Source organism: Halobellus inordinatus (assembly GCF_024464655.1).
Taxonomy (GTDB): domain Archaea; phylum Halobacteriota; class Halobacteria; order Halobacteriales; family Haloferacaceae; genus Haloquadratum; species Haloquadratum inordinatus.
Genome location: NZ_JANHAV010000004.1, coordinates 277,300 through 301,082 on the forward strand (window position 1 = coordinate 277,300; position 23,783 = coordinate 301,082).

Annotated in this window: 24 protein-coding genes and 4 pseudogenes; 18 read left to right on the plus strand and 10 right to left on the minus strand. The window is 57.5% G+C overall.

What is annotated here, in order from left to right; translation table 11 throughout:
• The 4 genes from NO347_RS10120 to NO347_RS10135 all read left to right on the plus strand — a co-directional run bounded on the left by NO347_RS10120 (window position 1) and on the right by NO347_RS10135 (window position 3,710).
• Entirely contained in the window at window positions 1-441 is a 441-nt protein-coding gene (locus NO347_RS10120; RefSeq protein WP_256289481.1) for a DUF4870 domain-containing protein, read from the plus strand.
• Window positions 442-834: 393 nt separating this feature from the next.
• Window positions 835-1,512 carry an NAD(P)H-dependent flavin oxidoreductase gene (locus NO347_RS10125; protein ID WP_256289506.1) on the plus strand — a complete coding sequence of 226 codons (678 nt, stop codon included), beginning with the start codon at window positions 835-837 and terminating at the stop codon, window positions 1,510-1,512.
• Between the two features lie 351 nt (window positions 1,513-1,863).
• Entirely contained in the window at window positions 1,864-2,523 is a 660-nt protein-coding gene (locus NO347_RS10130) for a hypothetical protein (RefSeq protein ID WP_256289482.1), read from the plus strand.
• 53 nt (window positions 2,524-2,576) lie between these two features.
• Window positions 2,577-3,710: a hypothetical protein gene (locus NO347_RS10135; RefSeq protein WP_256289483.1), complete on the plus strand. Its 1,134-nt coding sequence runs from the start codon at window positions 2,577-2,579 to the stop codon at window positions 3,708-3,710.
• A 246-nt stretch (window positions 3,711-3,956) separates the two neighbouring features.
• Here the strand turns inward: NO347_RS10135 and NO347_RS10140 are convergent, their stop codons facing one another.
• Window positions 3,957-4,496 carry a DUF7342 family protein gene (locus NO347_RS10140; RefSeq protein WP_256289484.1) on the minus strand — a complete coding sequence of 180 codons (540 nt, stop codon included), beginning with the start codon at window positions 4,494-4,496 and terminating at the stop codon, window positions 3,957-3,959.
• Window positions 4,497-4,785: 289 nt separating this feature from the next.
• Here NO347_RS10140 and NO347_RS10145 point away from each other — a divergent pair, with 289 nt between their 5' ends.
• From NO347_RS10145 to NO347_RS10175, 7 genes are all read left to right on the plus strand, one after another.
• Window positions 4,786-6,345, plus strand: a complete 1,560-nt coding sequence (locus NO347_RS10145) for a PAS domain-containing sensor histidine kinase (RefSeq protein ID WP_256289485.1) — start codon at window positions 4,786-4,788, stop codon at window positions 6,343-6,345.
• Window positions 6,346-6,584: 239 nt separating this feature from the next.
• The gene (locus NO347_RS10150; protein WP_256289486.1) at window positions 6,585-6,806 is read left to right on the plus strand and encodes a helix-turn-helix transcriptional regulator; all 222 of its coding nucleotides are present in this window, start codon (window positions 6,585-6,587) and stop codon (window positions 6,804-6,806) included.
• A gap of 34 nt (window positions 6,807-6,840) precedes the next feature.
• Entirely contained in the window at window positions 6,841-7,605 is a 765-nt protein-coding gene (locus tag NO347_RS10155; protein WP_256289487.1) for a DUF7351 domain-containing protein, read from the plus strand.
• A 328-nt stretch (window positions 7,606-7,933) separates the two neighbouring features.
• Window positions 7,934-8,506, plus strand: a complete 573-nt coding sequence (locus NO347_RS10160) for a class I SAM-dependent methyltransferase (RefSeq protein ID WP_256289488.1) — start codon at window positions 7,934-7,936, stop codon at window positions 8,504-8,506.
• 7 nt (window positions 8,507-8,513) lie between these two features.
• Window positions 8,514-10,208, plus strand: a complete 1,695-nt coding sequence (locus NO347_RS10165; RefSeq protein ID WP_256289489.1) for a serine hydrolase domain-containing protein — start codon at window positions 8,514-8,516, stop codon at window positions 10,206-10,208.
• Complete coding sequence (locus NO347_RS10170) at window positions 10,205-10,612, plus strand: hypothetical protein (RefSeq protein ID WP_256289490.1); 408 nt, start codon at window positions 10,205-10,207, stop codon at window positions 10,610-10,612. Before NO347_RS10165 ends, NO347_RS10170 begins: the two co-directional genes overlap by 4 nt.
• Before the next feature lie 62 nt (window positions 10,613-10,674).
• Complete coding sequence (locus NO347_RS10175; RefSeq protein WP_256289491.1) at window positions 10,675-11,115, plus strand: cytochrome P450; 441 nt, start codon at window positions 10,675-10,677, stop codon at window positions 11,113-11,115.
• A gap of 129 nt (window positions 11,116-11,244) precedes the next feature.
• Here the strand turns inward: NO347_RS10175 and NO347_RS10180 are convergent.
• Window positions 11,245-11,567: pseudogene (locus NO347_RS10180) on the minus strand (MarR family transcriptional regulator); the annotation flags it as partial.
• 174 nt (window positions 11,568-11,741) lie between these two features.
• Window positions 11,742-13,133 carry an ATP-binding protein gene (locus NO347_RS10185; RefSeq protein ID WP_256289492.1) on the minus strand — a complete coding sequence of 464 codons (1,392 nt, stop codon included), beginning with the start codon at window positions 13,131-13,133 and terminating at the stop codon, window positions 11,742-11,744.
• 293 nt (window positions 13,134-13,426) lie between these two features.
• Between NO347_RS10185 and NO347_RS17480 the strand changes: the two are divergent.
• Window positions 13,427-13,651, plus strand: a pseudogene (locus NO347_RS17480) (DUF7995 family protein); the annotation flags it as partial.
• Window positions 13,652-13,656: 5 nt separating this feature from the next.
• Window positions 13,657-14,559 carry a MarR family transcriptional regulator gene (locus NO347_RS17265; protein WP_425492373.1) on the plus strand — a complete coding sequence of 301 codons (903 nt, stop codon included), beginning with the start codon at window positions 13,657-13,659 and terminating at the stop codon, window positions 14,557-14,559.
• A 37-nt stretch (window positions 14,560-14,596) separates the two neighbouring features.
• Here the strand turns inward: NO347_RS17265 and NO347_RS10200 are convergent.
• Window positions 14,597-15,962: pseudogene (locus NO347_RS10200) on the minus strand (restriction endonuclease).
• A 124-nt stretch (window positions 15,963-16,086) separates the two neighbouring features.
• Here NO347_RS10200 and NO347_RS10205 point away from each other — a divergent pair.
• On the plus strand, window positions 16,087-16,434 hold the full coding sequence (locus NO347_RS10205) for a DUF8013 domain-containing protein (RefSeq protein WP_256289493.1): 348 nt from the start codon (window positions 16,087-16,089) through the stop codon (window positions 16,432-16,434).
• Here the strand turns inward: NO347_RS10205 and NO347_RS10210 are convergent, their stop codons facing one another.
• Window positions 16,435-16,581 carry a zinc-ribbon domain-containing protein gene (locus tag NO347_RS10210; RefSeq protein ID WP_256289494.1) on the minus strand — a complete coding sequence of 49 codons (147 nt, stop codon included), beginning with the start codon at window positions 16,579-16,581 and terminating at the stop codon, window positions 16,435-16,437.
• Between the two features lie 141 nt (window positions 16,582-16,722).
• Between NO347_RS10210 and NO347_RS10215 the strand changes: the two genes are divergently transcribed.
• The 3 genes from NO347_RS10215 to NO347_RS10225 all read left to right on the plus strand — a co-directional run bounded on the left by NO347_RS10215 (window position 16,723) and on the right by NO347_RS10225 (window position 18,136).
• Window positions 16,723-17,082 (plus strand): HVO_A0114 family putative DNA-binding protein, encoded by a 360-nt coding sequence (locus NO347_RS10215; protein WP_256289495.1) that lies wholly within the window; start codon window positions 16,723-16,725, stop codon window positions 17,080-17,082.
• A 119-nt stretch (window positions 17,083-17,201) separates the two neighbouring features.
• The gene (locus tag NO347_RS10220; protein ID WP_256289496.1) at window positions 17,202-17,570 is read left to right on the plus strand and encodes a hypothetical protein; all 369 of its coding nucleotides are present in this window, start codon (window positions 17,202-17,204) and stop codon (window positions 17,568-17,570) included.
• Complete coding sequence (locus NO347_RS10225) at window positions 17,567-18,136, plus strand: hypothetical protein (RefSeq protein ID WP_256289497.1); 570 nt, start codon at window positions 17,567-17,569, stop codon at window positions 18,134-18,136. Before NO347_RS10220 ends, NO347_RS10225 begins: the two co-directional genes overlap by 4 nt.
• Window positions 18,137-18,483: 347 nt before the next feature.
• Here NO347_RS10225 and NO347_RS10230 read toward each other — a convergent pair whose 3' ends face one another.
• From NO347_RS10230 to NO347_RS10250, 5 genes and pseudogenes are all read right to left on the minus strand, one after another.
• Window positions 18,484-19,080, minus strand: a complete 597-nt coding sequence (locus tag NO347_RS10230; protein ID WP_256289498.1) for a hypothetical protein — start codon at window positions 19,078-19,080, stop codon at window positions 18,484-18,486.
• A gap of 318 nt (window positions 19,081-19,398) precedes the next feature.
• The gene (locus tag NO347_RS10235; protein WP_256289499.1) at window positions 19,399-20,649 is read right to left on the minus strand and encodes an RNA-guided endonuclease InsQ/TnpB family protein; all 1,251 of its coding nucleotides are present in this window, start codon (window positions 20,647-20,649) and stop codon (window positions 19,399-19,401) included.
• 831 nt (window positions 20,650-21,480) lie between these two features.
• Complete coding sequence (locus tag NO347_RS10240; protein WP_256289500.1) at window positions 21,481-21,918, minus strand: DUF7970 domain-containing protein; 438 nt, start codon at window positions 21,916-21,918, stop codon at window positions 21,481-21,483.
• Window positions 21,915-22,721 carry a ParA family protein gene (locus tag NO347_RS10245; protein WP_256289501.1) on the minus strand — a complete coding sequence of 269 codons (807 nt, stop codon included), beginning with the start codon at window positions 22,719-22,721 and terminating at the stop codon, window positions 21,915-21,917. The genes NO347_RS10240 and NO347_RS10245 overlap by 4 nt, the downstream gene beginning before the upstream one ends.
• Window positions 22,708-23,342: pseudogene (locus NO347_RS10250) on the minus strand (IS6 family transposase). Before NO347_RS10250 ends, NO347_RS10245 begins: the two are co-directional and overlap by 14 nt.
• A gap of 93 nt (window positions 23,343-23,435) precedes the next feature.
• Between NO347_RS10250 and NO347_RS10255 the strand changes: the two are divergent.
• Window positions 23,436-23,783 (plus strand): transposase (locus tag NO347_RS10255; protein ID WP_256289502.1); only part of this gene is annotated, 348 nt, incomplete at its 3' end.

Consider the following 23,783-nt stretch of genomic DNA (forward strand, 5'->3'; position numbering starts at 1 on the left):
ATGGATACAGATACAATGACGCCCGATCGTGGTCCCGAACTGCTAACCAAACGTTCCATCGGTGGTATCGCTGTCCATCTATTAGCCCTCTTTACAGGGGTTATCGGAGCTGGACTCGTCTACCTCGTCTCTGATCACCCGTTCACCAAAGCGAACGCGCGAAACGCGCTGAACTGGCACTTCTCGGTGTTGCTTCTCAGTTTCGGTGCGTTCCTGGCGTTCCTCTTTGGTGCGGATACGATGACAGTTGGCGGCGAGATGGTCTCGTGGTCACCACTCCCCGAACCACTCGCCAATATCGTCGACCTGCTGGGGACGGTGTTACTGTTCGCTGCTGGGCTGGCGTGGCTTCTGACAAGTCTATTCACGCTCGTTGCAACGATCAAAGCGATCTTCGGAACCCCGTGGGAGTACCCGCTTGCCCGGGAGTTCATCAACTAAGTCTCACAATGAACCTGACAATGCTCCAGGAGATTACCACAGATGTCTAAGCAAGGCCCCTCCAATCGACCTGTTCGGGCGCTGAAAGCGGGTGGTCCACCAGCCCTCATCACTGCTGGGATCGCGCTTGCATCGACTGGGATCGCTGGCCAAGGTCTCGAGAACGAAACGCGCCCGATCGCAACAGCAGTTGCATCATTTATCGGGCTAGATCCACAGCTCGGACCGCTATTGCTGTTGGGGATCGCGGTGCTCATTCTTCCAGTCGCGGTGGTGATGCCCGGCTTGTTTGAGGACCACCCATCTCACTGAGTAAACATCGTCGTTGATTCAGACGCAAAAGACATTCCAACGGAGACCCACGTTGAGGTCTGCCTTGACGAAGGTATCGATATTTTCTCTTTTTCATTCGGGGACGCCGAGCCTTACATCGAGCAAATCCACTCGCACGACGGCACTGTTCTTCAGACGGTAGGGAGTGCCGAAGAGGCGAGGGACGCTGTTGAGGCCGGTGTAGATATTCTCGTTGCACAGGGATGGGAAGTAGGTGGGCACGTGCAGAGTAAAGTCGCCACACTCCCGCTGGTACCGCGTATCGTTGATGCCGTTCCTGACACACCTGTTATCGCCGCTGGTGGTATCGCAGATGGACGCGGAATTGCTGCGGTACTCACGCTCGGCGCAGCAGGCGCTTGGCCCGGCACGCGATTTCTCGCAACGGAAGAAGCCCATATTCATCGACCATATCGACAGCAGGTACTCGGAGCGGACGAGACCGAAACGATCTACTCGGCTCTCTTCGACAAAGGCTGGCCAGATATGTCGCATCGAGTCCTTGAAAACACGACTGTCGCGGACTGGAAAGCGGTAGGACAGCCAGAGTCCGAACGCCCGGGTGAGGGTGAGGTTGTCGCAGAAACGGATGATGGCAAACCGATACATCGGTATGAGGATTCGCTTGCAGTTCCCGGTATAGATGGGGCGTGGAAGAACTGCCACTTTTGCAGGACAGAGTGCAGGATTAATCCAGAAGGTACAACCAGCAGATGTACTTGTGGCGACCCTCACTGAAGAAACGATTGAGGCGCTGGAACGAGCCAACTGATAGATACCTATACTGTCCTCCCCAAAGCAACTCTCCATCAAGAGGGGTTATTACCAGCTGGAATTAGCGTGAAACAGCCGCCCAATGAGTCCCCTGTCTTGAGCGATTCCCGTGTAGGTATGCGAAGACTCCTATGACTCCTTCTCAGATCTCGTATCATCAAGAAACGAGTTATAAGAGACGGTAGGTATCATTGGAACCCGATGAGACGCAGGCGAGTCATCCAGTCACTTGGGGCCGCAGGGATGTTGGCAGGACTGTCCGGTTGCCTGGCTACCGCGGCCGAGGCGGCGTTCACATACCAACCGTCGAACCCCGTGGCCGGCGAACCGATTGTGTTTGACGCGTCGGACTCAACTGCGGAAGCGTATCGATGGGAGTTCGAAGACACAACGGGCGACGAGGTCTACCGGGACGGCGAGAAAGTCACGATTCGGACAGACGGTCCCGGCGCATTCACGGCGACGCTTCGAGTCGCAACCGCATTTGTGACGAATTCAGATGCCTGCGCCGAATTGGGCAGTGGTCCTGGTTGTTCGGTCGACGAGAGCGTACAGCGGGTCTACGTACAGTCCAAAGCGTCCAATGAGTCGAATCAGGATCGACTTCAGGTCGACACTGAGCAAGTGAACATCCTCCTCAAAGGGAGTGAGACGGGGATTTCGGTGGACGAGTCTGCGTCCCTGCAATTCAGCGCTGCGAACCTTGTCGGGAACAGAGACCTCACGATCCAATTGATCATTGAAACCCCAACCGGGGTGTCCGTGACTGGAGGTGCGTTCATCGAGAGCGGCCAGGGACAGTATACGTCCACGTTTGTCCTTGATCCAGGGGAGTCCAAAGGGCTCCGCATCCAAATCGAGCCGAACGGCCCTGGAAAGCATACGATCACTGGCTATGCGGTGTACTACTTCGGAGACGATACAGAAAACAGAGAGTCACGAAGCGTCCAAATCCCGATCACGGTGACGTCGTAACGACAACGTACCGTCCGGTATATTTACACTACTGAACGAACCTACTGCAGAACGTGTCACGAAGACGGCCCGGAGAGACACGCCGCTTCGGGATCGGTCTCATCGTGGTCCTCCTGCTGGTCAGTTCTCTCGGCGCCGGCGTGGTAGTCGCGGCCGACGACACAGCCAACGCGAGCAGTAGTGCCAACACCACCGAAAACACGACCGCAGAACCACTTGATATCGACACAAAGCGGGTCAATATCTATTTACGAAGCTCTCGCACTGTGGTCGGTCCCGAGGAGTACGCGGTATTTCAGTATAGCGCGACGAATTACGTCACGAATTCCGAGCCGCTGACGGTGCAGTTGATCCTCGAAGCACCGAGCGGTGTCGCCGTCTCAGGCGCCCGTAACGTGGACGCGGGGTCGAGTCAGTTCACCCGGACGGTACATCTCGACCCCGGCGAGACGGCAGGCACGACGATCTTCATCCGTCCCAATAGCCCAGGCGAGTACGCCGTCACCGGGGAGGCAGTCTACTACTTCGGTGACGACAAAGCCGGCGGACAGGGACGTGCAATTGATCTCTCGATCACACAGCAGCCGCCGCCCCCCACAGTATCCGAACGCATCGAACACGTCGTCACCGGACTTGGTCGTGGATTGCTCTCGTCCGCGCCGTGGATTCTCGCAGCGGGAGTCGCCGTCATCGGCGGGCTATTTGCCAGTCGTTACTATACCCGCCTGGGTGAGCAATATCGGGATCCCAACCGAGTTGTCTGGCTTCGAACGAGGCAGCTCTATCTCAAGCTCAAGTACGCCTGGGTCATCTGCTGGGGGAAGTACCTCTACACCGCCGTGAGCGTCAAACAACGGCTCCAGCGCGCCCCAGAAGGTCTTTTCGGGCTGCTCTTTCCGCTCCCGTACGGATGGATCTCGACAGCGCTTTCGGCGTACCTACTCGGCGTGATTCTCTCGCCAGTCCTCGGTCCACAGAACGCCGGAGAACTCTTTGTCGTGCTCTGGATCGTGGGGCTGATCGCACCGGTGGCAGCGCTGTTGCTGGATGTGTTCCACCACTACGTGCTCTGGTATTTGGTCTTCACCTTCGGCGGACTCCTGGTGCTTCTCGCCGCACTCTTAGGCGACGTTCGTCTCTACTGGATCCTGGATGTTCCGCTGCCGTCTCTTCCCATTCGGAACTGAGCGGATCGGTCTCGCTGCGGTGCCACCCAATCGCGGTCGTCACCTCTCTGTGAATAGTCTAGGATATTGTGCGTGTTCGGATGGCGGTCCCAGCGGCACGCCCACTGCTCGCTATCCCACGTCTCGATGTACTGGTTGTTGAAATCGCCATTCATCCGGAATCGAGGTTCGAGCCCGGCTGTATCGATCTGCTCCAGGTTGTAGCTCTTCGTTTCTCGTCAGACTGGCCCATCTATCGTTTCTGTTTCAGGAGAGAGACGATGCAGGTGCGGGACTCGACCCTGATTCGAGACGAAGCTTTGCCTCGTGGAGTTCGCGAAGCCGACGCGTTACTGCGCGCCACTCGCTCAGCGCGTCGTAGGTATCGTCTAGGTCCTCGGACTTGACGTCGGAGAGGACGACCGCTTCCGGGGCGGTCGCCTCGAACTGCGCTGCAAGTTCCCGCTCTCGATCACGGTACGCATCGATTGCGTCTCCGATCGCCTCGACCGTCTCAAACTCGCGTGTGAGCTCGGTTACTCGGCGGAACTCGAAGTACGCTTCATTCCGCACAAAGAGTGCTGGGTTCGCTGCGACTTTTTCGAGGACACCGAGTTCGACGAACCATTCCAGATGCGAGCGTGCTCCCTCTTTCGTGCAGTCAGCCCGGTCTGCGATGTCCGCGACGGTCGTCGGCGACGTCAGTGTCGTGGCGACCTCATACACCCGATCTTTCACCGTTTGTCCCTCCATTGCCGCAGCCCATTCGTCGGTTACGTTGAGGTCGGGCGGCGTCTTCTCACTCATTATCGTCTGCTACGCCCTGCGCCCATATTAATTTGTGACCACACAGATATCTATTCGTTGATGGTCTTACGACGTAGCGGTAGTACTACCAGCCGACAGGGGACTCGAAGGATACACCGGGTTTTTATCACCTGTGTCAGAAGCGTATAGCGTTCAGGAGATGTTTGATGCGAATCTACCACTTCTACTGTCGCTCCTGTTACGCGTGTTGGGAGTCGTTCTCTCACTGTTTCTGTTACGCCAAGTCGGTGACCGACGGTTCGTATTCTTCACCGGACTGCTCTCCCTGATGGCGATTCGGCAGGCCCTCACGGTGGTAGGTGCACCACCGAGGCTCCGCGAGGTGCCGGGATTTATTGTAAGCATACTCACAGTTGTACTCGTTCTCTATCTGCTGCAGTATGTCCGCCAAGAAGCAGCCCTCAAAGACCGGATGCAAACGATCAACGATGAACTCCGCGCAAATCAAAACCGTCTCCAAGCCGTCCTCGAGGGATCGCCGGACACGATTTTCCTCGTCGATGAGGCCGGTCGGTGTCGCGAGATACTCGCTGGGACTGAAACGTTCCCGGATGAGGAGGCGGCAGCCTCCGTAGACCGTCCGATCGACGAGCTCCTATCTGACGAGGCAGCGACTGCGATCCAGGAGGCGGCCGAGACGACACACCGAACAGGCGACAGCGAGCGCATCGAGTACCCTGTCAAACAGCCCGACGAACAGCCCGCGTGGTACGAAGCGCGGACGGCCCCACTCCAGCATCCGACCGAGGAGTCCGATCTCGTCCTGTTCACGGCACGCGACGTGACCGAACGGAAAGATCGCGAACAGAATCTCAGGCGTTTCCGCCGCGCGATCGACACGGCCGGGCACGCTATCTACATTACTGATCACGACGGCACGATCGAGTACGTCAATCCCGCATTCGAGGAGGTAACCGGTTACGCGCCCGAGGAGGCTCTCGGTCAGACGCCGAAGTTGCTCGACTCCGGACAGATGTCTGATGACTACTTCGCCGCCTTGTGGGAGACGATTCTGGCTGGTGACGTGTGGGACGAGAACATACTCAACGAAAAAAAGAGCGGCGCGCTCTATCACGCCCATCAGACGATCGCACCGACTACCGACGAGTCCGGCACCGTCGAAGAGTTCGTCGCTATCCAGACGGATATCACGCCGCTTAAAGAGCGTGAACGGCAACTCAAAGTACTCTCGCGAGTTCTGCGACATAATCTGCGAAACGATATGAACGTGGTCCTCGGGAAGGCGAGGGCCATCCAATCGGCCGCCACTGGGAAGACTGCAGCGGATGCGGCACAGATCGAACAGACCAGCGAAGGGATGTTGTCACTCGCCGAGACATACCGTGACATTCTCGATCTCATCGGGACGTCGGAGTCCCCGCGTCCGATCTCGCTCGTCGGCCGCCTCCGGACGCAGGTGCAGCAGTTCCGACAGGAGTATCCTGAGGCACACGTGACTGTCGAGATAGACTGTCCCGAGGAGACGGCTGTCGTCGCGATGCCGGGCGTCGAACGGGCAGTGGGGGAGTTACTCGAGAACGCTGCTGTGCACGCGGAGCAAGCGCATCCAGCGGTCACGCTGCGAGTCGAAGGCCACACCGACACAGTTCTGATCCAGGTCGCCGATACTGGTCCGGGTATCCCCGCTGTAGAGCGCGAGACACTGCTGGGAGAGGCCGAAATCGGGTCGCTGTCTCACGGGACCGGGCTCGGTCTGTGGTTCGTGTACTGGATCGTCACGCGGTCGAACGGCCACCTGTCGTTCGAAGAGAACGATCCGCAAGGGAGCATCGTGACGATAGAACTGGAACGATCGACGAGGGAGTAAGACGATGTCCGTCCAGCATCAGTCGTCGAAATGGCCCCGTCGGTCACCAACTTCCAGGCAGTTCGAGTATATCAGCCGACATATCGCGGTGAGTCGTCAATCGTACCGATAGCATTACTAGAGGCAGATTCAGCGTGTGATACCCACACGTACCGGATAATGTTGCTTTATAACCGAGATAGGTTCAAAAATCGAGGCTCTCTGAGGGTACATAGCTGACCGGTGCATATGTTCCGATAATGAGCGCCGAAAACGGCATTCAGCTGAATCCGACGGATCGTGCGATTCTCAAATACCTCCGCGAAGGACGCTGTACGCCGTACTATCTCAGCGATCAGACAAATTATACACGTGGAAACGTCACCAGCAGGCTCTCCCGATTGGTCGATCAGGGATATGTGATGAAAGTGCACAAGGGACTTTACGAACTCGTTGAACAGGTCGGGTCAGGGGGCTGCTGAGCTCGCGTTTTCTGAGATTTACGATCACGTCGATGTGAAGAACACGTCCAAGCTGTCGTACCACCTCGGGGAGCTCAGAGGGGTCTATCTCCGGAAAAGCGACGATGGGTACTCGCTTTCACACGCTGGTGAGCGCATCGTTCGGTTCCTCCTGTCGGAGAATTACGAGCAACCGGAGTCGCTTGGGCCTGAACCGGTCGATGGAGTGTGTGTCTTCTGCGGCGAAGAAGCGCTAGAAGCGAAACTCTCGCACCAATTCTTTCGTATCGACTGTACGGCCTGTGAGAAGCAGGTTACGGGACAGCCGATCACGCCCGCACAGGTCAGGACACGGGACGGCGAGTCGCTCGTGCGGAGCGTCAAGTTACGTAGTGCAGAGGACGCCAGGCAAATCCGGCGGGAGATGTGTCCAGAGTGCGGGGCACACCTATCTGCCGACGTGATTGGGGTGCCCGAAAGTCCGTTACCCGATGCTGATTCGTTCGTGGTGACGAGTACCTGCGAAGAGTGTCTCAGGGAGTACAACAGCCCGCTGACCTACAGTGTCGTCTCCCATCCGGCGTCGGTTGCGTTCCACTGGAATCGTGGAATCGATGTAACGGCGCGGGGTCTCTGGGAGTTTCACGAATACCTTTACGAAGGCCGTTGGACGTCGGAACAGACAGCATCTGATCCCAACGAGTACGTGGTTGTGTTGCGTCACGGAGAGGACGCAGTCCGACTCTATCTCGATTCGACTGCGACAGTGGTGCGGACGGAGCGCGTGCGAAGTGATAGCGGCGAGTTTCGCCACTCTTGACAGAATTGTTACGTAATTGGCGTTGAGTAGATGGTGGTTCTGGATGGGGAGTTCCCCGACTATCGCCGTTAGGGGTGTGTTATCGCTGTTTTCCGCTCAGCTCAGGTTTTGAAGCAGATCCGATAAATTATAAAATATCCAATAATTTTATTGGTGTCGCCGGTCCGACCCATAATCGCGATCAACGGAGGTTCAATACGTGCAATCGAGCAATTCCCACGACGCGGTAGGTCAGCAGCACCGGACAGAAGGCGAGAATGCGGCTCAACAACAGTCAGTACCAAGGCGCTCGAAATCGGCCGGCGAGATTGCCGACGCGTACGCTGAGGTGGCTGACAAACTCGCTCGTTGGCGGCAACTCGACCGGCTCTTCGCCGGTCGATACCGTCGCCGCCAGTTCAGGCACGCGAACGGCCGAGTGCTCGACGTCGCCTGCGGCACCGGGCGGGACTTCCGCCACCTCACGTCGGGGAGCGAAGTCGTCGGTATCGACATCAGCGCCGAGATGCTCGCCCACGCCCGCAGTGAGCTCGACAGGTTCGAACTGGATGGCACTGTGCATCAGATGGACGCCCAAGCACTCTATTTCCCCGACGACAGCTTCGATACCGTCATCTCGTCGTTCTCCACGTGCACATTCCCCGACCCGATTGCCGCACTCCACGAGATGGAGCGAGTCTGCACCCCCGACGGGGAGATTCTACTGCTCGAACACAGACGTAGCGACGCCGCTCCACTTGCCTGGCTTCAGGACTGGCGGGCCGAGGCTCACTACGAGAAGAACGGTTGTCGGTTGAACCACGATCCGCTGGCGACTGTTGAGCAAGCCGGCCTCACAGTTACGAACGCCTCCACTGCGTTCTTCGGTCTCGTCACCACCATCGACGCCAGCCCAGAGTAATCGTCCAATGCTACGACTCCCCACGTCGGATGCTCGCACGGATAGATCCACGAGGCGCTCGTTCCTCATCGGTCTCGGCAGCCTCGGACTTGCCGGTCTCGGAACTGCAGCCGGTCGAACGAGCGCTGCGATAGAGTCTCAGAGTACCGACTCACAGTCTGGAGAAGGGCCGTTCCCGGACGCGGACGAACTCGAAGCGTTCGTCGACGATGTGATGGCCGAACGGATCGGGACAACGACGCCTGGAGCCAGTGTCGCCGTCGTCTCAAGAGACACATCCATCCTCACCAAAGGATACGGCACTGCTGACGTCGATGCTGATATTCCAGTCCGAGCCGACGAAACGGTGTTCAGAGTCGGCTCGGTCGGCAAGCTCGTCACCTACACCGCCGTTATGCAGGGCGTCGAGCGGGGCCTACTCGATCTCGACACCGACGTCAACTCGTATCTCGGTGACTCCGCTGTCTCCGTTCCGGCTACATACGACGACCCCGTGACGCTCCGACATCTCGGCACTCACACGGCCGGGTTCGAATCCAAGCTCGACCCCGATATCGTGGACGACCCAGCCGCTCTCGACTCGTTAGAGACGGTACTCACCGCCCAACAGCCCTCGCGCATCCGCCCATCCGGTGAACTCGTCGGCTACTCAAACTATGGTGCGGCACTCGCTGGTCACATCGTCGCCGAGGCTCACGACACGACGTTCGAGGGGTACGTACAGTCAGAAATTTTCGAACCGCTCGGGATGACTCACAGCACGTTCGCCCAGCCAGTTCCAGACGACCAGCCTGGCGACCTCGCTGCACCGCACGTCCGCGATCGTGAGTCGTTCCTCGTAGTCGACGACGTGTACATCAATATGCGTCCCGCGGGCTCGTTGAGCGCGACGGCAACGGACATAGCCGCGTTCATGCGTGCACACCTCGGAGACGGCGCAGTCGATGGAACTCGGCTTCTCGACGCGGAGACCGCCGAGGCGATGCACAGCCGCCACCACGTCCGTCACCCAGCAGTCACCGATTGGCGGTACGGGTTCCACGAGTACGGGAATCCCGACGCCAACCTTCTCGGCCACTCGGGCGCGACGGTTAACTTCAGGAGCCACCTGCTGCTCGCTCCGGATCACGATGTCGGCATTTTCATCGCCTACAACAGTAACCCGAGTGAAGGACCGAAAGCGGTCGTCGACGAGATCGTCGCGGAGTTCGGTCTTCAGGACGCACCGACGACACCGACACTGACTTCCAGACCGGGCGGCCAGGAACGCGCTGAAACTGTCGCTGGCGAGTACAGCCTCTCGTATCTCCCGCAGAGCGGGCCACTCCAGGTCGCCGATCTGCTCGCACATCTGTTCGTCGAGCCCGCAACCAACGGTCGCCTGCGCACAACGACTCTCGAAGGAGACTCCCGACAGTGGGTCGAGACCGAACCGTACGTGTACGAGGAAGTCGGCGGCCACGATGTCCTCGCCTTCGAGGTCACAGATGACGAGGTGGACGTGCTGTATATGAACAGCGAACCCACTGGCGTCTATCAGCCTGTTCCGTTCCACGAACGTCAGTTCGTTACCGGAAGTGTCCTCGGGACCACCGTATCGGGATTCGGCCTCTCGCTCGCGGGATGGAGTGGATACAGTGTCTGGCAGCAATGGAAGCAGTATCGCACCGACGATGACCCAGCTATGGAGGACTCTGAATGACAGATCAACACACCTCTCAGCAACGCACCGGAACTGAGCACGAGCACCTCGACCGACGCGGGTACACTCACGGCGTCAAACGCCGCCTGACGAGTGCCTTATGGCTCGCCCGTGCGGCGAGTATCGGCTTGAGAAGTATCTCTATCGGGTTTGTCATACTCTTCGTGTTCATCTTGGAGACCGGCGGCGATCTCACGCTCATCACGCGCCCGCTTCCGATGCAGATAGCACTCACACTCCCGTATCTCATCGCGGTCTTGACGCTCGGGACGACTGCCGGTGCCCTGCTGGCATGGCGGTACCGATACTGGTCACTGCCTGTACGAATCCACCAGACGGTACTGGCACTACTGGGCCTCGCATTCTGCTGGCAACTCTCAACCCTTGGATTCCTGGCCGTGTAGTTCCGGTAAACTACCCCGCCCTACTCCCCGCCTACGGCGGTTCCTTGAGGACGGGGCTCTCTGTGGGTCTCTACACATTCCGTCCGGTCCCCGTGCTGGGCGCGGCGTCGATATACGCCAACGGTTCACGGGCGGGGGTGTTCGTCCCAGCCTCGCTACTCCGCACCGCCCTCGAAGACGTGTGCGGGACGGACATCCCAGCAGGCACGACGCTGGTCTTGCCGCAGTGGGCCGTCCACCGTGACCCAAAGTGGTGGGACGATCCTGAAACGTTCCGTCCGGAACGATTCGACGACTACCCGGAGTACGCATACTTCCTGTTCGGCGGCAGACCCGGTTACTGCATCGGGATGCGATTCGTGCGTATGCAGATGAAAACCGTCCTCGCAACAATTCTGGACGAATACTCATTCGAGCTCGTTTCAGACCCGGGCCCAGACCTGATCGCCAGTACGAACCTCAAGCCCGGCGATTCGATTGAGATAGACCTCCATAGATGTTGAACAGCATCCAGATCAGCTATCCACTGTCTGATTACACCGCAAGGTGCGAAACAGACCCCTCGTATTACCCACGGCAGTTACAGCACTCCAGGTATGTCTAGTCCGGCACCAGATATCTTGATCCACGATGCGGTGGTACTGACTGTCCTCCGCACCCAGTTGGTCGTTGAACAGAGCCGTTGCTCGTTCGTACCCGCTGATCCCTCGAGTCGCTCAACGTCATCAGTCACTGCCCAGTACGTCGCCTTGTGTTCGACCAGCTCACGATCCTTCAACCGTGAGAGCGCGGTGCTGACTGCCCCTTCGTCGACGCCGATCTGAGAGGCGACTTCGCGCGTCTTAAACGCCCGATCCTCGTTGACGGCGAGAAATCCGAGGACCTGATCGGGGACGGAGAGTTCCTCAAGTTCGTCCTCGCTCGTGTTCTCGAAGGTGTCTCGGTCGATGGACATTGTTGAATGAGGGTACGCCATCTGCTGTAATGATTGTTAGATGTGAAAGCTATGAAATTGCTAAAGGCGAATCGCGAAGGAGTGCGAGAATCGTATGCATTGAGACGACCAGTCTCAACTACCTGTGGGGAAGTGGTTGAACTGTTCATCCGTACGTGTCCGTTGGCCAATTTTTCAGACGTTGTTGAATATGTGTTCGATATCCGTGAGGTCAAACAGTGACCAGTTGTCGTCAAGATCTTTAGCAAGGCCATCGACGAATCCACTCCTGGAAAAGAGCGCGAATCGTTCAGATCGATGACTTGGTCCCCATCGAACGCTGTTGGCCTTCGATCGAAGGTCATCGACAAGTCCGTGGCTAACCGGCTCGTTGGTCCATTTGCATTCGGCAAGCAAGAGTCGGTCATCTGCGGGCGCAAGTCCCACAATATCAATTTCCTCTTCACCATACCACCATCGTCCGACAGCTGAATACGAGTCGAATTCGCCACGCCTGATCAGTTCCCAGACCGCCTCCGTACAGACATCTTCGAATGTCGTCGAGACGTGTGTTGGTAGGTCGGGTTCGATAGTGCCCTCGAAGACCATCGCAGGCGCTTCTTCGATGCTAGACCGGTTCGGTTCGACATAGCGAAACCAGAACCGAAGGAACTCATCATCGACGCGGTAGTGAGATCGTTTGGACTTCTGCCCGGAGGCCGTAATCGGTACCTCACGGTTGAGAAGCCGAAGTTGGCGCAGTGTCTGAAGGTACTTCGAGAGTGGCCCTGAATCAATTCCAGTTGCACCAGAGATCTCGTTGGGCGTCGTGTGTCCAACTGCGACTGCCTCAAGAATACTCAGATAGCGAGCCGGGTTGCGCAGTTCCGTCTGAAGCAGGAACTCTGGCTCATTGTAGAGAAGTGCTGTCGGTGAGAGAATCTGTGTCTGAATGTTCTCGGCTAACGACTGTTCGTAGTCGAAAAGCGTGAGATACATCGGTGTCCCACCGGTGACCGCGTACGATCGAATTGCGTCTGCAATATCGTACGCAATGACGTCCCGGGCTTGCTGGAACGAAAACGGATGGAGATCAATTTGTCCAGTTCGACGGCCATATAGCGGACTTTCGTGGCCGAGCACCTCGGACTCCATTGTACTCACGCTCGATCCACAGAGAACGAGCATCGAGTCAGTGTGCTGCAGGTGCTCGTCGACGAAGGCCTGGAGGTATGACGGGAGCGAGTCGTTCTCTGCTACCAGATACGGAAACTCGTCGATAACGACAATACGGTCGTCCGTTTTGAGCTTCTCACCAAGATACTCAAATGCCTCATCCCAGTGGTCGATACGTGGGACACGGTCATCGAATCCGTCGGCAATCTGTTCGACGAACTTCTCACGCTGGCGCTCTTCAGCTTCTTGCGCTGCAAGATAGTACAGATGCGGCCGATCAGCGCAGAACTCTTTGAGCAGTGCTGTTTTCCCCACACGACGACGCCCATACACGACGTAGAAAGCGTGACCCGGCGATGAATGCCCCGTGTCTAGTGCACCGAGTTCGTCTTGGCGATCATAGAAGGTCATACTTTGCCTAATGATTACTGCGATAATGACTTATGCGCTTCGTATTCTCGCCCAAGTCAAAAACAACGTCCTCGATGGATCGGTAGACGGGAAGTATTGGCGAGTCTTCGTCGACCGCCTCGGTGTCAGAGTGATCAGCGGAACTGTTGAACCCACTGATGGGTGATAGCCACGGCACAGAAAAACCGAGAAACTACGTTGAGATCGTCGTGGTTCTCGTCGTCTATCCCGACCAGTTCAGAACTTATGCAGACCACTCCGTACCGACGCGCGTTGGAGTGGTTCAGATGCATATGGTCATCTACGCACTCGTAGAGGCATCGACAGAAAACGAAGCATTGACTGCGGGGAAAACGGTGTTCAATCGATTGGTTGGCGCTGAGCCGCATTCCTGCGCAGTATTCGACTATTTTGTGACCTTCGACGAGGAGGACACGTCCGTTGCGGGGAAGGCGCGATGGGGTGAGCTCCCGACTGCAGCCCCCGTCGACTCTGATGACGGCGAAGACCTGCTTGACCGTGGCTGGGAGGGACGAAGGAGGAACTCGCGGCTGATACCGGGTATTCACGAGAGCATCTGTACGACGTACTCGACGAATTGCTCGCAGCGGGATTGCTCGCAGAAAACCGTGGCCCCAGTAATCAGCGTCGAGTCCGCATCGCGGAACATCCCGTCGCCGAAGCGTATCGAACGCTCCAGTCGGAGTTCAGCCACGTAGACTGGACGGAACTGCTCTCGCCAGCCACCCTCCGCGTGTGTTGGTACCTCGATAGGCCACGACACATCGCTGATATCGCAGACCGGCTCGGAGTCACCCGACAAGGTGCCCATAGCGCGTTATCACCGCTCAAGCACCGAGCGTTACTCTCCAGATCCGATCCGAAGTACGCCCTCCGGGACGAGGTCTCGCCGCTGTTGGCGTTCGTCCGGGCTACTGTAGAACACGAACATCGAGCCCGAGTCCGGGAAATCGCCCCCAGCGCCACGATCGCGTGGTGCGATCCGAAGCGAGCACTCGTTCGCCTACAGACCGACGAGGATACGGACGCACTCCAAGCAGCTCCGGACTGGGAGATGACCGGACTGGGCCGGTTTGCAGCGTATGGTCTACAGTTTTTCCTCGCCGGCGAGCCTCCGTTCTGGTATGCTCCATACGAGGAGCTAACGCCTGCTGAAGCCGTGTGCCATACGCTCCTTCTCGATAGCGGATCCCGGCGCGTCAGTTATTCGATGCTGTTGATCGAGACGCAAGATATCGATCAAGAAGCACTCATCGAGACCGCACAGTGGTACGACCTGGAACCTACTGTAAAAGCGTTGTATCGGCCACTTCAAGATGACTACGACAGGACAGATGATCTGCCAGTCATCCTTCCAAAGAAGGACGAATATATGGCACTCAAAGAGCAGTACGGAGTCTCGTAACAACAACGCCCGCAGCCCGGCGGAAAATTGCGACAGATTAGATGATGCCGCCGATCACGAGAACGCCGAGGACGATTAACAGAGTCGCAACCACACTCCCGCCAGCCAGCAGCTTGTTCTCCATCGCCTTCTCGTGGAGCGGCATATCGGCGTACTCCTCGCGGAACGTCTCGAGATTCTGTTCGTCGTAGAAGTACTTCGTCTTCAGCGCGAACCGGTCGGTCACCGCACAGCCGGTACAGACCGGTTCCCCTTCGAGCCGTTCGGTCTTGATGTGGCTACTGCAGGCGATCGCCCCGCAGTTCGGACAGTAGGTGTACGTCTCGTCGACGCCGCTCGTTTCGCAGTGGACGCACCGATGAATCCCGTCCTCCAGAGTGACCCGTGAGGGGCCAGCAGCATAGTATTCGTATGGATACGAGTATTCCAGTATCTCTGTCGTCTGCCGAACCTCAGGTAGATACACCGGCTCAATCGATTGCACTGAGATGTCCGAGAGATTCGGCTCACACGTCTTGTTGTAGGTGACGTTGTTGTCGCCGGTGTAGGTCACCGTCGTCGTATGGTAGTCCTGGAGGCGGTCAACAGCCCACTCCTTGTACTCCGTTTGGGTCTGGCCGAACCGTCGTTCCTGTACGTCGTCGAATACCTCGGCAAACTGCCCGCTATCGAGGGGCACTGTCGTGTGGAAGTTCTCGGTGACCAGCGTCGCGACGTCGTTATCTGCCACGTTCGGATGGCCGCGTTCGGCGTGAACCACGAATTGCGTACGATCGTTGATCCGGTGGATGACACCGACGGAGGTCTCGAAGACAGCGTTCGTGTCGGCGATGATCGCGACCACCGGCCGAAACGTTACCTGCGAGCGCGGCACCGGCAGATCCGCGGCCTCGATGTTGACGATGTCGCGGAACGCCTCTTCGACGGGCGCGTCGACGTCGGCGGCCGGGTCATAGGGGCGGAGTGTCTCGTCGCAGAGAATCTCGATGCGACCGTTGTAGAGGTCGAGGCCGATTTCGTCGGCGATCTCCCGGAGGTCCTCGCCGTCAAGCAGCTCGATGGGATGGGGATCGTCGTTCTGCTGGAGGCGTGCAGCGTACTCCTCGGCGGGATTCGTGAACCGACCCGTCGTGACGACCATCCCGCGCTTTGGACCGTCGAAGTCGAACGTCGCGATTGCCGAGTGGAGCTTCTGGACGACCGGCCGCCCGACCGTCCCCGTGTGCTTGCACTCGACGATGATCGCGCGCCGCGTGCCGTCGACGACCTCCTCCATGAGGACGTCGCGACCCTCGTCAGCCGTGCGGTCGGCCTGGCGGACGTTCTCGTAGCCGAGGTTGCGGAACACGTCCTTCCATCACGTCCTCGAACTCGAATCCGGAGAGGTCGTCCAGGACAGCCATCCTAAGGTAATTGGACAGTACGTTGCAACTGTCAAATACGTTGCCGAACGCAGCTCGCCCTGTTTTTCGAGCCCCGTAAAGCGTGAGGGCTCCTCTGAGAGTCCTCACGCAGAGGTGACTACTAGTGAGTCAACAACAGAATCCGGAAACCGTCTCGATTGATGACATCCCAGTCGATATCGGAAATATGCAATCAGCGGAGATCAATCCGACCGACGTCCCCGACGAAATCGAATCCATCACCCGTGGGCTTGCCGGCGAACAACCGCCGACGAATCCCATCGTGGTGCTCAAAGCAGCGCGCTGGTGGTTCCTCCACGGGAAGGGCGGCACGGATCCTGCCTACCGATGGTCGATCGAATGGGCGCGTCACCTTGCGGCTGACACGCTCAGCGACAGCAACCAATACGAGGAATTCCTCGCATACCTCGCTACGGTCGGCATCGCTGAGGAGCCAGCAGTGCTACGCTGATCAGAACTCGTAGTATACAATCTCGTCAGCGCCGCAGCGTGGACACTCCTCGGCCTCCTCGGAGAGGGTCACGCCACAGTTGCGGCACTCCCACAGCGTCGAAGACTCCCCGTCGATGGCCGTCCGGAGCCTACTCAACAGTCCCATTCTACTAGCGGCGACATCCGTTTGGGTGGTAATAGCTTCCTTTGATCTTCCGAATCACCTCGGTATCGTTGAGACGTGTTGCTTGTGCGCCCCAGAGGGGTGCGGCGCATCCTGATGTGATGCAGTCGCTGTGAACTCGATTTGGTTCAGACTGCTGAAGCTGATGAACTGGATGAAAGCGATGAGCGTGCAGTGCTCCAGTTCGGGACTTATGACGCTCTCGTCGACAGTCTCACTCCACTGCGCCTCGATCTCATACAGGCCATCGCCAAAGAGCGCCCATCAAGTATGCGGGAGGCTGCACGACTCGTCGACCGCGACGTTTCCGATGTTCATGCAGATCTGAAACAGCTGGAGGTATTGGGTATCCTCGAACTCAAGGAAGGTGGCCCTGGGGGAGCGATCCAACCAGTTGTCCCGTTCGATAAAATCGAGATGCACATCGACTACCCGCTTCTCGACGACGTCGACGTAGACAGTACTCCAGCTAGCGCGGACTAGCCACTTGTTTTCACCCTCTGAGACCGGTGTAGGCCATTCCTGTCTCACGGGCGTTTATGTGCAAGCTCTATGCATACGCCGAAACCGTTATGCGTCTATGTGCAGAACTTGCACATAGAATGAGCGCAAGCGACGACCCGCGACGGGTCCATTTCCAGTCGCCGGAGTATCTCGTCGACCGGCTGGATGCGATCGCCGACCTCTTCGATAAGGATCGTACGGATCTGCTTGTTGAGGCAATTCGCGAGTACATCGAAGACACGGCCGACAGCAAGACGTTTCAGGAATTGGTCGCGACGAAGTACTACGACGACCAACTCGAATTCGAGACGGTCAAGCAGTTGGTCGGTGCCGAGACCGCACAGCGACTCCACCTCCTCAAAGCGGACCTCGAGGACGTGCCACTTGATCTCGCTGCCCCGGAGGACATCGACATTTACGAAGGCGATGTGACGACGGTCGACACCGAGACCGACGACGATCGATGAGCGGCCCACGATTGCGAACAGTTGTCGCCGACACGAGCGCCCTCGTCAGTCTCGCTGTGCCTCGTGCGGACGCGGCCGTCGACACCGACGTTCCGGACCCGTTCCAGTACCTGCTCACCTCGTGTGAAGTGGTCGTGCCAACGGAGGTAGTCGCAGAGCTCCGCGACATCACGCAGTATCAGGATATTCACGCTGCGGCTGCGAGTAACGTCCTCGCGGCCCGAAACCACTTCACGATCGAGGACCCCTACGAACGTAAGGGTACGCCGGGCTCCCGGCCGACGTTCGGCCTCGACGACGGCGAAACCGATGGCATCGTTCTTGCGAACGTGCTCGCCGTCGACGGATTTCTCACCGACGAATTCGGTGGCACGAACTTCCCGCTGATTCACGCCGTGCTTCAGGGCCCCCGGATCGTCCCGACGCCGCGGCTCATTGTGGACTACGGCCGGAATGGACATTTGAGCCACGAGGAGGCTCGAACGCTGCTCACAACGATCAGCCCGCATCGTAGCTGGGAGAATAGTCCCTACGTCACGCAATTGCTCCAGCGCCTCGAAAAGTAGCTATCTGGTGGGACCACCACACCTTCCGCGTGGAACCCATCCGCGAGCCGCTATGCGGAGCACACTGCCCCGGCGACAACTCTTGAGAGCCCTCGACCGGTCGATACCCTGTGGCTCGGGAGATGTTGTCCTACTTGCCTTCGTTTGCTTTGCTCACTATCCGTCTTTGGGGAGGATAGTTCGACCACGAACGTATGGCTCTCAGCAGTTGAGCCAGTACTGCCAGTCTGCGATCGCCTGTTCCGTGAAATTGCCCTGATGTTCGCCATCATCAACATAGGATCACTGTGTGAGTCCCTGTAACCGTGGCTCAGCATCTATTCAACAGAGCAGCATATTCGAGTGAGCTACCGTCCACTACTGTGTTCGTCGCCCTCGAGCGCGTCCCGAAGACCGTCCGGAAGTAAAGAAAACGGCTTCTCCGCGTGAAAGGCGACGTTCTCGTAGGCCTGCTCGACGTGTTTTCGCTTCGAGTCCGCACTCTCCTCGGCGAGCGCTTCCAGTTCGTCCATCATCGATCGGAGTTCGTCCTCGGCTTCGAGCATCTCGGCGGTCAGCGCTAGTTCCTTGATCGCCTTGGCAGCTGCGCGTCGCACACGGCCGTCGTCGTCGCGGAGTGCGTCCACGTAGAGGTCCCGCAGCCGTTCGCGGTGGGTCGCGATCTCGTCGAGCGTCCACTCGCCCGGTAATGTCCCGTCGGTGAGGTCCGAACCAACTGTTCGATAGGCCAGGCGCGGATACAGACCGGCTGCAAAGCGGATCACGGACTGTCGCTGGTATCCATCGTCGGCCTCGTAAAGGTCGAGACACATCTCGAAACACTCGTCGAACAGGGCGGCTCGTTCCTCGAGCTCGGTATTCTCGATTTCGTCGATTGCCCGATTCACGCGCTCGGTGTCGCCAGAGGAGAGTGCGTCGGCGAACGCATCGGGAGTGTGGTCCATACGCGTTCTTGGTCGGATGGCGGCGTAATTCCTCGGATTGGGCTTCGAGAGAATCTCCGTTCCTCACGATCAGAAGTACAAGTTGAGACCGATGCTGGAAGGTCTGTTGGAGGAGTCCCCGTGGTAATCCGAAAACCGGTCCGCGATGGCGATCGCCTCGTCGTACCGCTCTGCGTACAGGAAGATCTCAACATATCGCTGTGCACTCCGCTGGGTAGTGTCTCGTTTCGCGAGGGCCTCCAGCAGTTCCTCGCGAGTGACATCCTCCTCGTCGTAAACGGCGAGGCTTCCCGTGCCGCAGGTGGGATATTTGGTGGTCTACGACACGACCTGTTCTCTCGTGTGAAACGTCCCGCTCTCGCGGTCGAACAAGTATGTCGATGGCTGTGCCACACAGCCGTTACTCCTATCCTCACCGTGAGGACTCGGAGTTATCTTCTGGCGCATATTCTCCGCCCCGTTACAATCCGCGTTGGCTACCAACTCGCACGACGAGCAGACGTACAGGCCACGTTCGACACGGTTCGACTTCGTGTCATCACCACAGGCAGAACACGTTTTCGAGGTGTTCCACTCGTTCTCTTTCAGCACCTCAACACCGCGCATCTCGCCTTTGTATTCGAGATACTGGTAGAGACGGTCGAACGCCCACGAGTGGAGCTTCTTGTTCCCGGTTTTACCCCAGTCAGACTCTCGAACGTCTCCGGGCCAACTCACCGCGAGCGTGCCGACACCGCGTTCGACACACTCCGTGATGATGGCGTCCGTCAGTGTGTGGTAGTAGTGTGTCTCACGTTCGGAGAGTTTCCGACGCGCCCACCTCGACTGCTCTGACAGGCCACTCTCTCCGTCGGTGTCGTACTCAGCCTTGGTGAAGTAGTGTTTGTCTTCTTTGAGCGAGTTGCCGGGATACAACACGTATTCGTCCGGGAACGCGACTGTGGCGATGTTTGTGATGCCGAGGTCGATCCCTGCCACGCCGTCGCCTGCTGAGTTGTTGGTTTCGAGACTGACTTTGCAGACGAAGTGCAGTTCCCACTCATTACCGTTCCAGACGGCACGAACATTCTGTACGCTGTTGATCTCCGAGAGGTCGACGTCTGGTCGAGTCTGGTACTCGCAAAGCAGGAAGTCTGAGAAGTGTTCTTTGAGGTTCGAGCCTTTGCTGAGCCGGACGCGATGGTTCTCTGGGTCGTGTTTGAATCCGTCTGCTTTGAACGTGACCGTACTCTTAGGTCGTTCGTCGCCGTGTTTGCGGTAGCCGGGGGGATTCGCCTTCGGGTCTTTCTGTCGCAGGTCGAACCACGACTGGAAAGCGTCGGAAAGTTCTTCGATGACTTTCTGACTGGATTGTGCGTTCAAGTCTTTCCAGCACGACTGGTTTTTCATATACGATTTCAGCACACTACCGTTCGGGATCTCACCGGTTGCATCCCAGATGCGGTCAGCTGTCCATCGTGCGACGTTCCAAATCTTCGAGGCAGAATCGCCGAGCGAATCAAGACCATCACAGACCTGTTGGTGGTTCTGGATGGAACCAACGTAGGTGCGTGTGGTCTTAATCGTCATACATAGCCTATGTAGACTGACTAAGTTAATCGTGTGGATGGGCGTGGAATATCCAACCTGCCGTCCGTGATGGATTGTGTCAGCGTTGTCGGATTCACTCCCAGCGTAAACGCCGGGATTCTCTCCTCGTAGAAAGATAGACGGCGGCTCTCTGCTACGTGAGACGTTCGTCCCAATGGCCCGCGAAGGGCCGTGTGATCAACGGCATGTTGCCTACTCTGTGCTTGCATCGGTTGCTAATGAATGGCCTGCTGCTGTTCAGCCGACCGCTGAGACACTCGTGGCCGGTGTTCGAGACGACGAGAAGGTCCGTGCACCAGCACTGTCGGCACTTGTCGCTGTTGGCCGTGAGTACCCGGAAGTATTGCAGCCAATAGTTAGCGTTCTCGTATCACCGCTTTCACCCGACGAAAGTATCGTAGTGACGCGACAGCGCTATGAGGGCCTCGCACTCATAGCTGCCGACGGTACTCTTGAGGTGGACAAATTCCGACCACTCCGACACGGGCTACTCAACAATGACACAGCTGTCTCCGAGTCCGCGCTCGAAACGATAGCCAAACTCGCTGATTCTCGTTTTGTGCCGTTACTCAAGCGCTTGGATGATGGTGTCCCAGACTGGACGTCCCAGCCAGCACACTGCCCTACGAATCAACCAGATTCTCCGAGCACGGATTTCGAAGACCTATGTTCCCCCAGAGAACCGACGACGACAGCCAGTGATGTGCTGGACCAACTCGAATAGAGAGAGCCTCCGTTCTGACCGCTGTTTTCGCAGTTCTCGCTGGCACTCTCTATCGTGTTGTTTGCCGAAATGGGTCTTGAATTAATTCATTGCCAGCCGTAACCCCACTCCTCAAGTTTAGCTTGTACGAGTTCGGGGTTCTCCTGAGCGACAGCCATTGCCGCTTCTGTAACGTCTGTTTTGTAGACGTCTTCTCCGATTCCAGCCTCCATTTTATCGAGGAGTTGATCAATACTCTCTTCGATGTGAGCCCGGAGGAATACCGGACGCTGTGTCCGTCCGTCTTTCACTCCGTCTCGTGAGTGTATGTACGGAAGGGAACGCTGTTGAGTGGGTGGACGTTCATCACCCTGTGCGAGGTTAGGGGTTTCTGAACCGTCGGTCGTGTGGTGGGTCTGCGGAGTCGGATCCGATTCTTCTTGTGGGCCTTTTCCAGATTGGGTGTCTGCAGGCGAGTCGGTTTCAGTTGATTCATCACCAGTTGACTCGTCTGCAAACGGGTCGTCAGCAGAACCTTGCTTCATGCTTCCACCGCCTTGGCCTTCCGAATATGCGTAGCGAGGTCATCGAACTTTGCCAGTGTGTCCAGTTCGTGCTCACGTTCGCGATCGCGATGTTCTTCCACGTAGGTGAATGCAGTACACTGCTCTGCCCAACAGCCTTCCAAAAGCGACGACCGCTCACGGAATTTGATCGGGATCTCCCAGCCGTCGCGTTCTAACTTATCTAAGAACCGATCCTGATCGTTCATTCCCTTGTATCGGTTCGGGACAACTGCAAGGACACCGACTTCGATGCCGAGTTGCTCTTCGAGTCCCCCGACGAGTTGATCCAGCCCTTGGACTGATTCGTAGCCTTTCCCACTCGGCTCGAATGGAATGACGAGATGTCTCGTGGCGTGGATTGCATTATGCAGTTTAATGTCAGCACTCGCTGGTGGGTCCACGATTAGTGTATCATAGTCGTTGTGGACGCCAGCTTCTCGTAGCACTCGTAATAATTGTTTGTTCGGATTCCACGATTCCCCAAAGTCCGCGGCTTCTTCCTCACGTCGTCGGAGGTGCTTCGAGGCGTACTCGAGAATATTGTGTGCCGGAACGATGTCGATACCCTCACTTGTTTTGATGAGGTCTCGGAAATCGCCTCGCGGACGATCAATCATATGCCGGAGGAGACTGTCCGCTTGGTCGTTGTTTCGATCCTCAGAAACATCGAGCAGGTGCGAGAGTGACGCCTCTTGTGTATCGAGATCTACGACGAGTACGTCTCTATCTGCACGCACTTCTGCCTTCGCGAGGTTTGCAGGGCAGTGTTTAGTTTGGAGCATTGAGCCAGGCAGCAAATGCTTGGAGCCAATTTTCAGCGGTTTGTGGCTCAACGTGACTGAAGCAGTTTGAGAACGAGGAAGTTCTGCGTTTGAACTCGCGGAAAATACGTTCGATGGCGTTCCGATTTCCATTTCGTTCTGTTTGAAATCGGAGTCCAGCTCTGGCCAGCGCAGTTTGGAGGTGTTGAGCGCCGTCGACCAGAAACACGGCAGATTCGACATCGTGTTTCTGGCGGAGTTCTCGGAGAAAAATCTCGGTTAAGGCGGTCGTTGTCGTCGAAAACAGCCGGAGATGTAGCAGGTGGTTTGTGTCAGGATCGGCGGCGGCGTACAGCCAGAATTGTTGATCGTTGATTCGAATCACAGTCTCGTCAAGCGCAACGTGATTCGGGCTTCGCCCATCTGTGGGCTGTAGATCGGCCTTCTGCACCCAATCGTGGATTGCCTTGCGGGATCGCTCGACACCCAACTCTTCGAAACAGAGACGGTATTCGACAGCGAGAGGCCTGCTAACTGGAGTTGAATACCGAGCTTCATCGCACGCTCGGGTGTCCGCTGTCGCTCCACAAAATCCAAATCAATCCAGTCCGTGCATCCACTGAGGCGGTTGATTTCTGGCATAGACCACCAAGAAATTCTCCCGCCTCACTCTTCATCCTTAACTCAGCTTTGCACGTTGAAGTAGGAGCGTGACGTAGGCGGTGGCAAGGACGGATGATGCCGATTACGGACTTCTTGTCGTGTACGCGCGTGCTCGACGAGTTCGAGTCGCTGTCACCAGCACAACGTCATCACGCGAAAACCTACGCCACCGGTCTTGTTGCGGCCAGCAACAAGACCGTGGCGGGTATCGCACGCGAAGTCCTTCCAGCTCAGGGGAAACGCGCCCTCAACAAGTTCCTCACCCAGTACGACTGGGACGAACAGGAGTTCAACCACGAACGCCTCGAAGAGCTTCAGAAACACGGTGAAACGCGCTGGTCACAGGATGGCTACATCATCCTCGACGATACGATCACCGAGAAAGCCGGGGACGAAGTCCCCGGCGTCGGCCGATTCTAC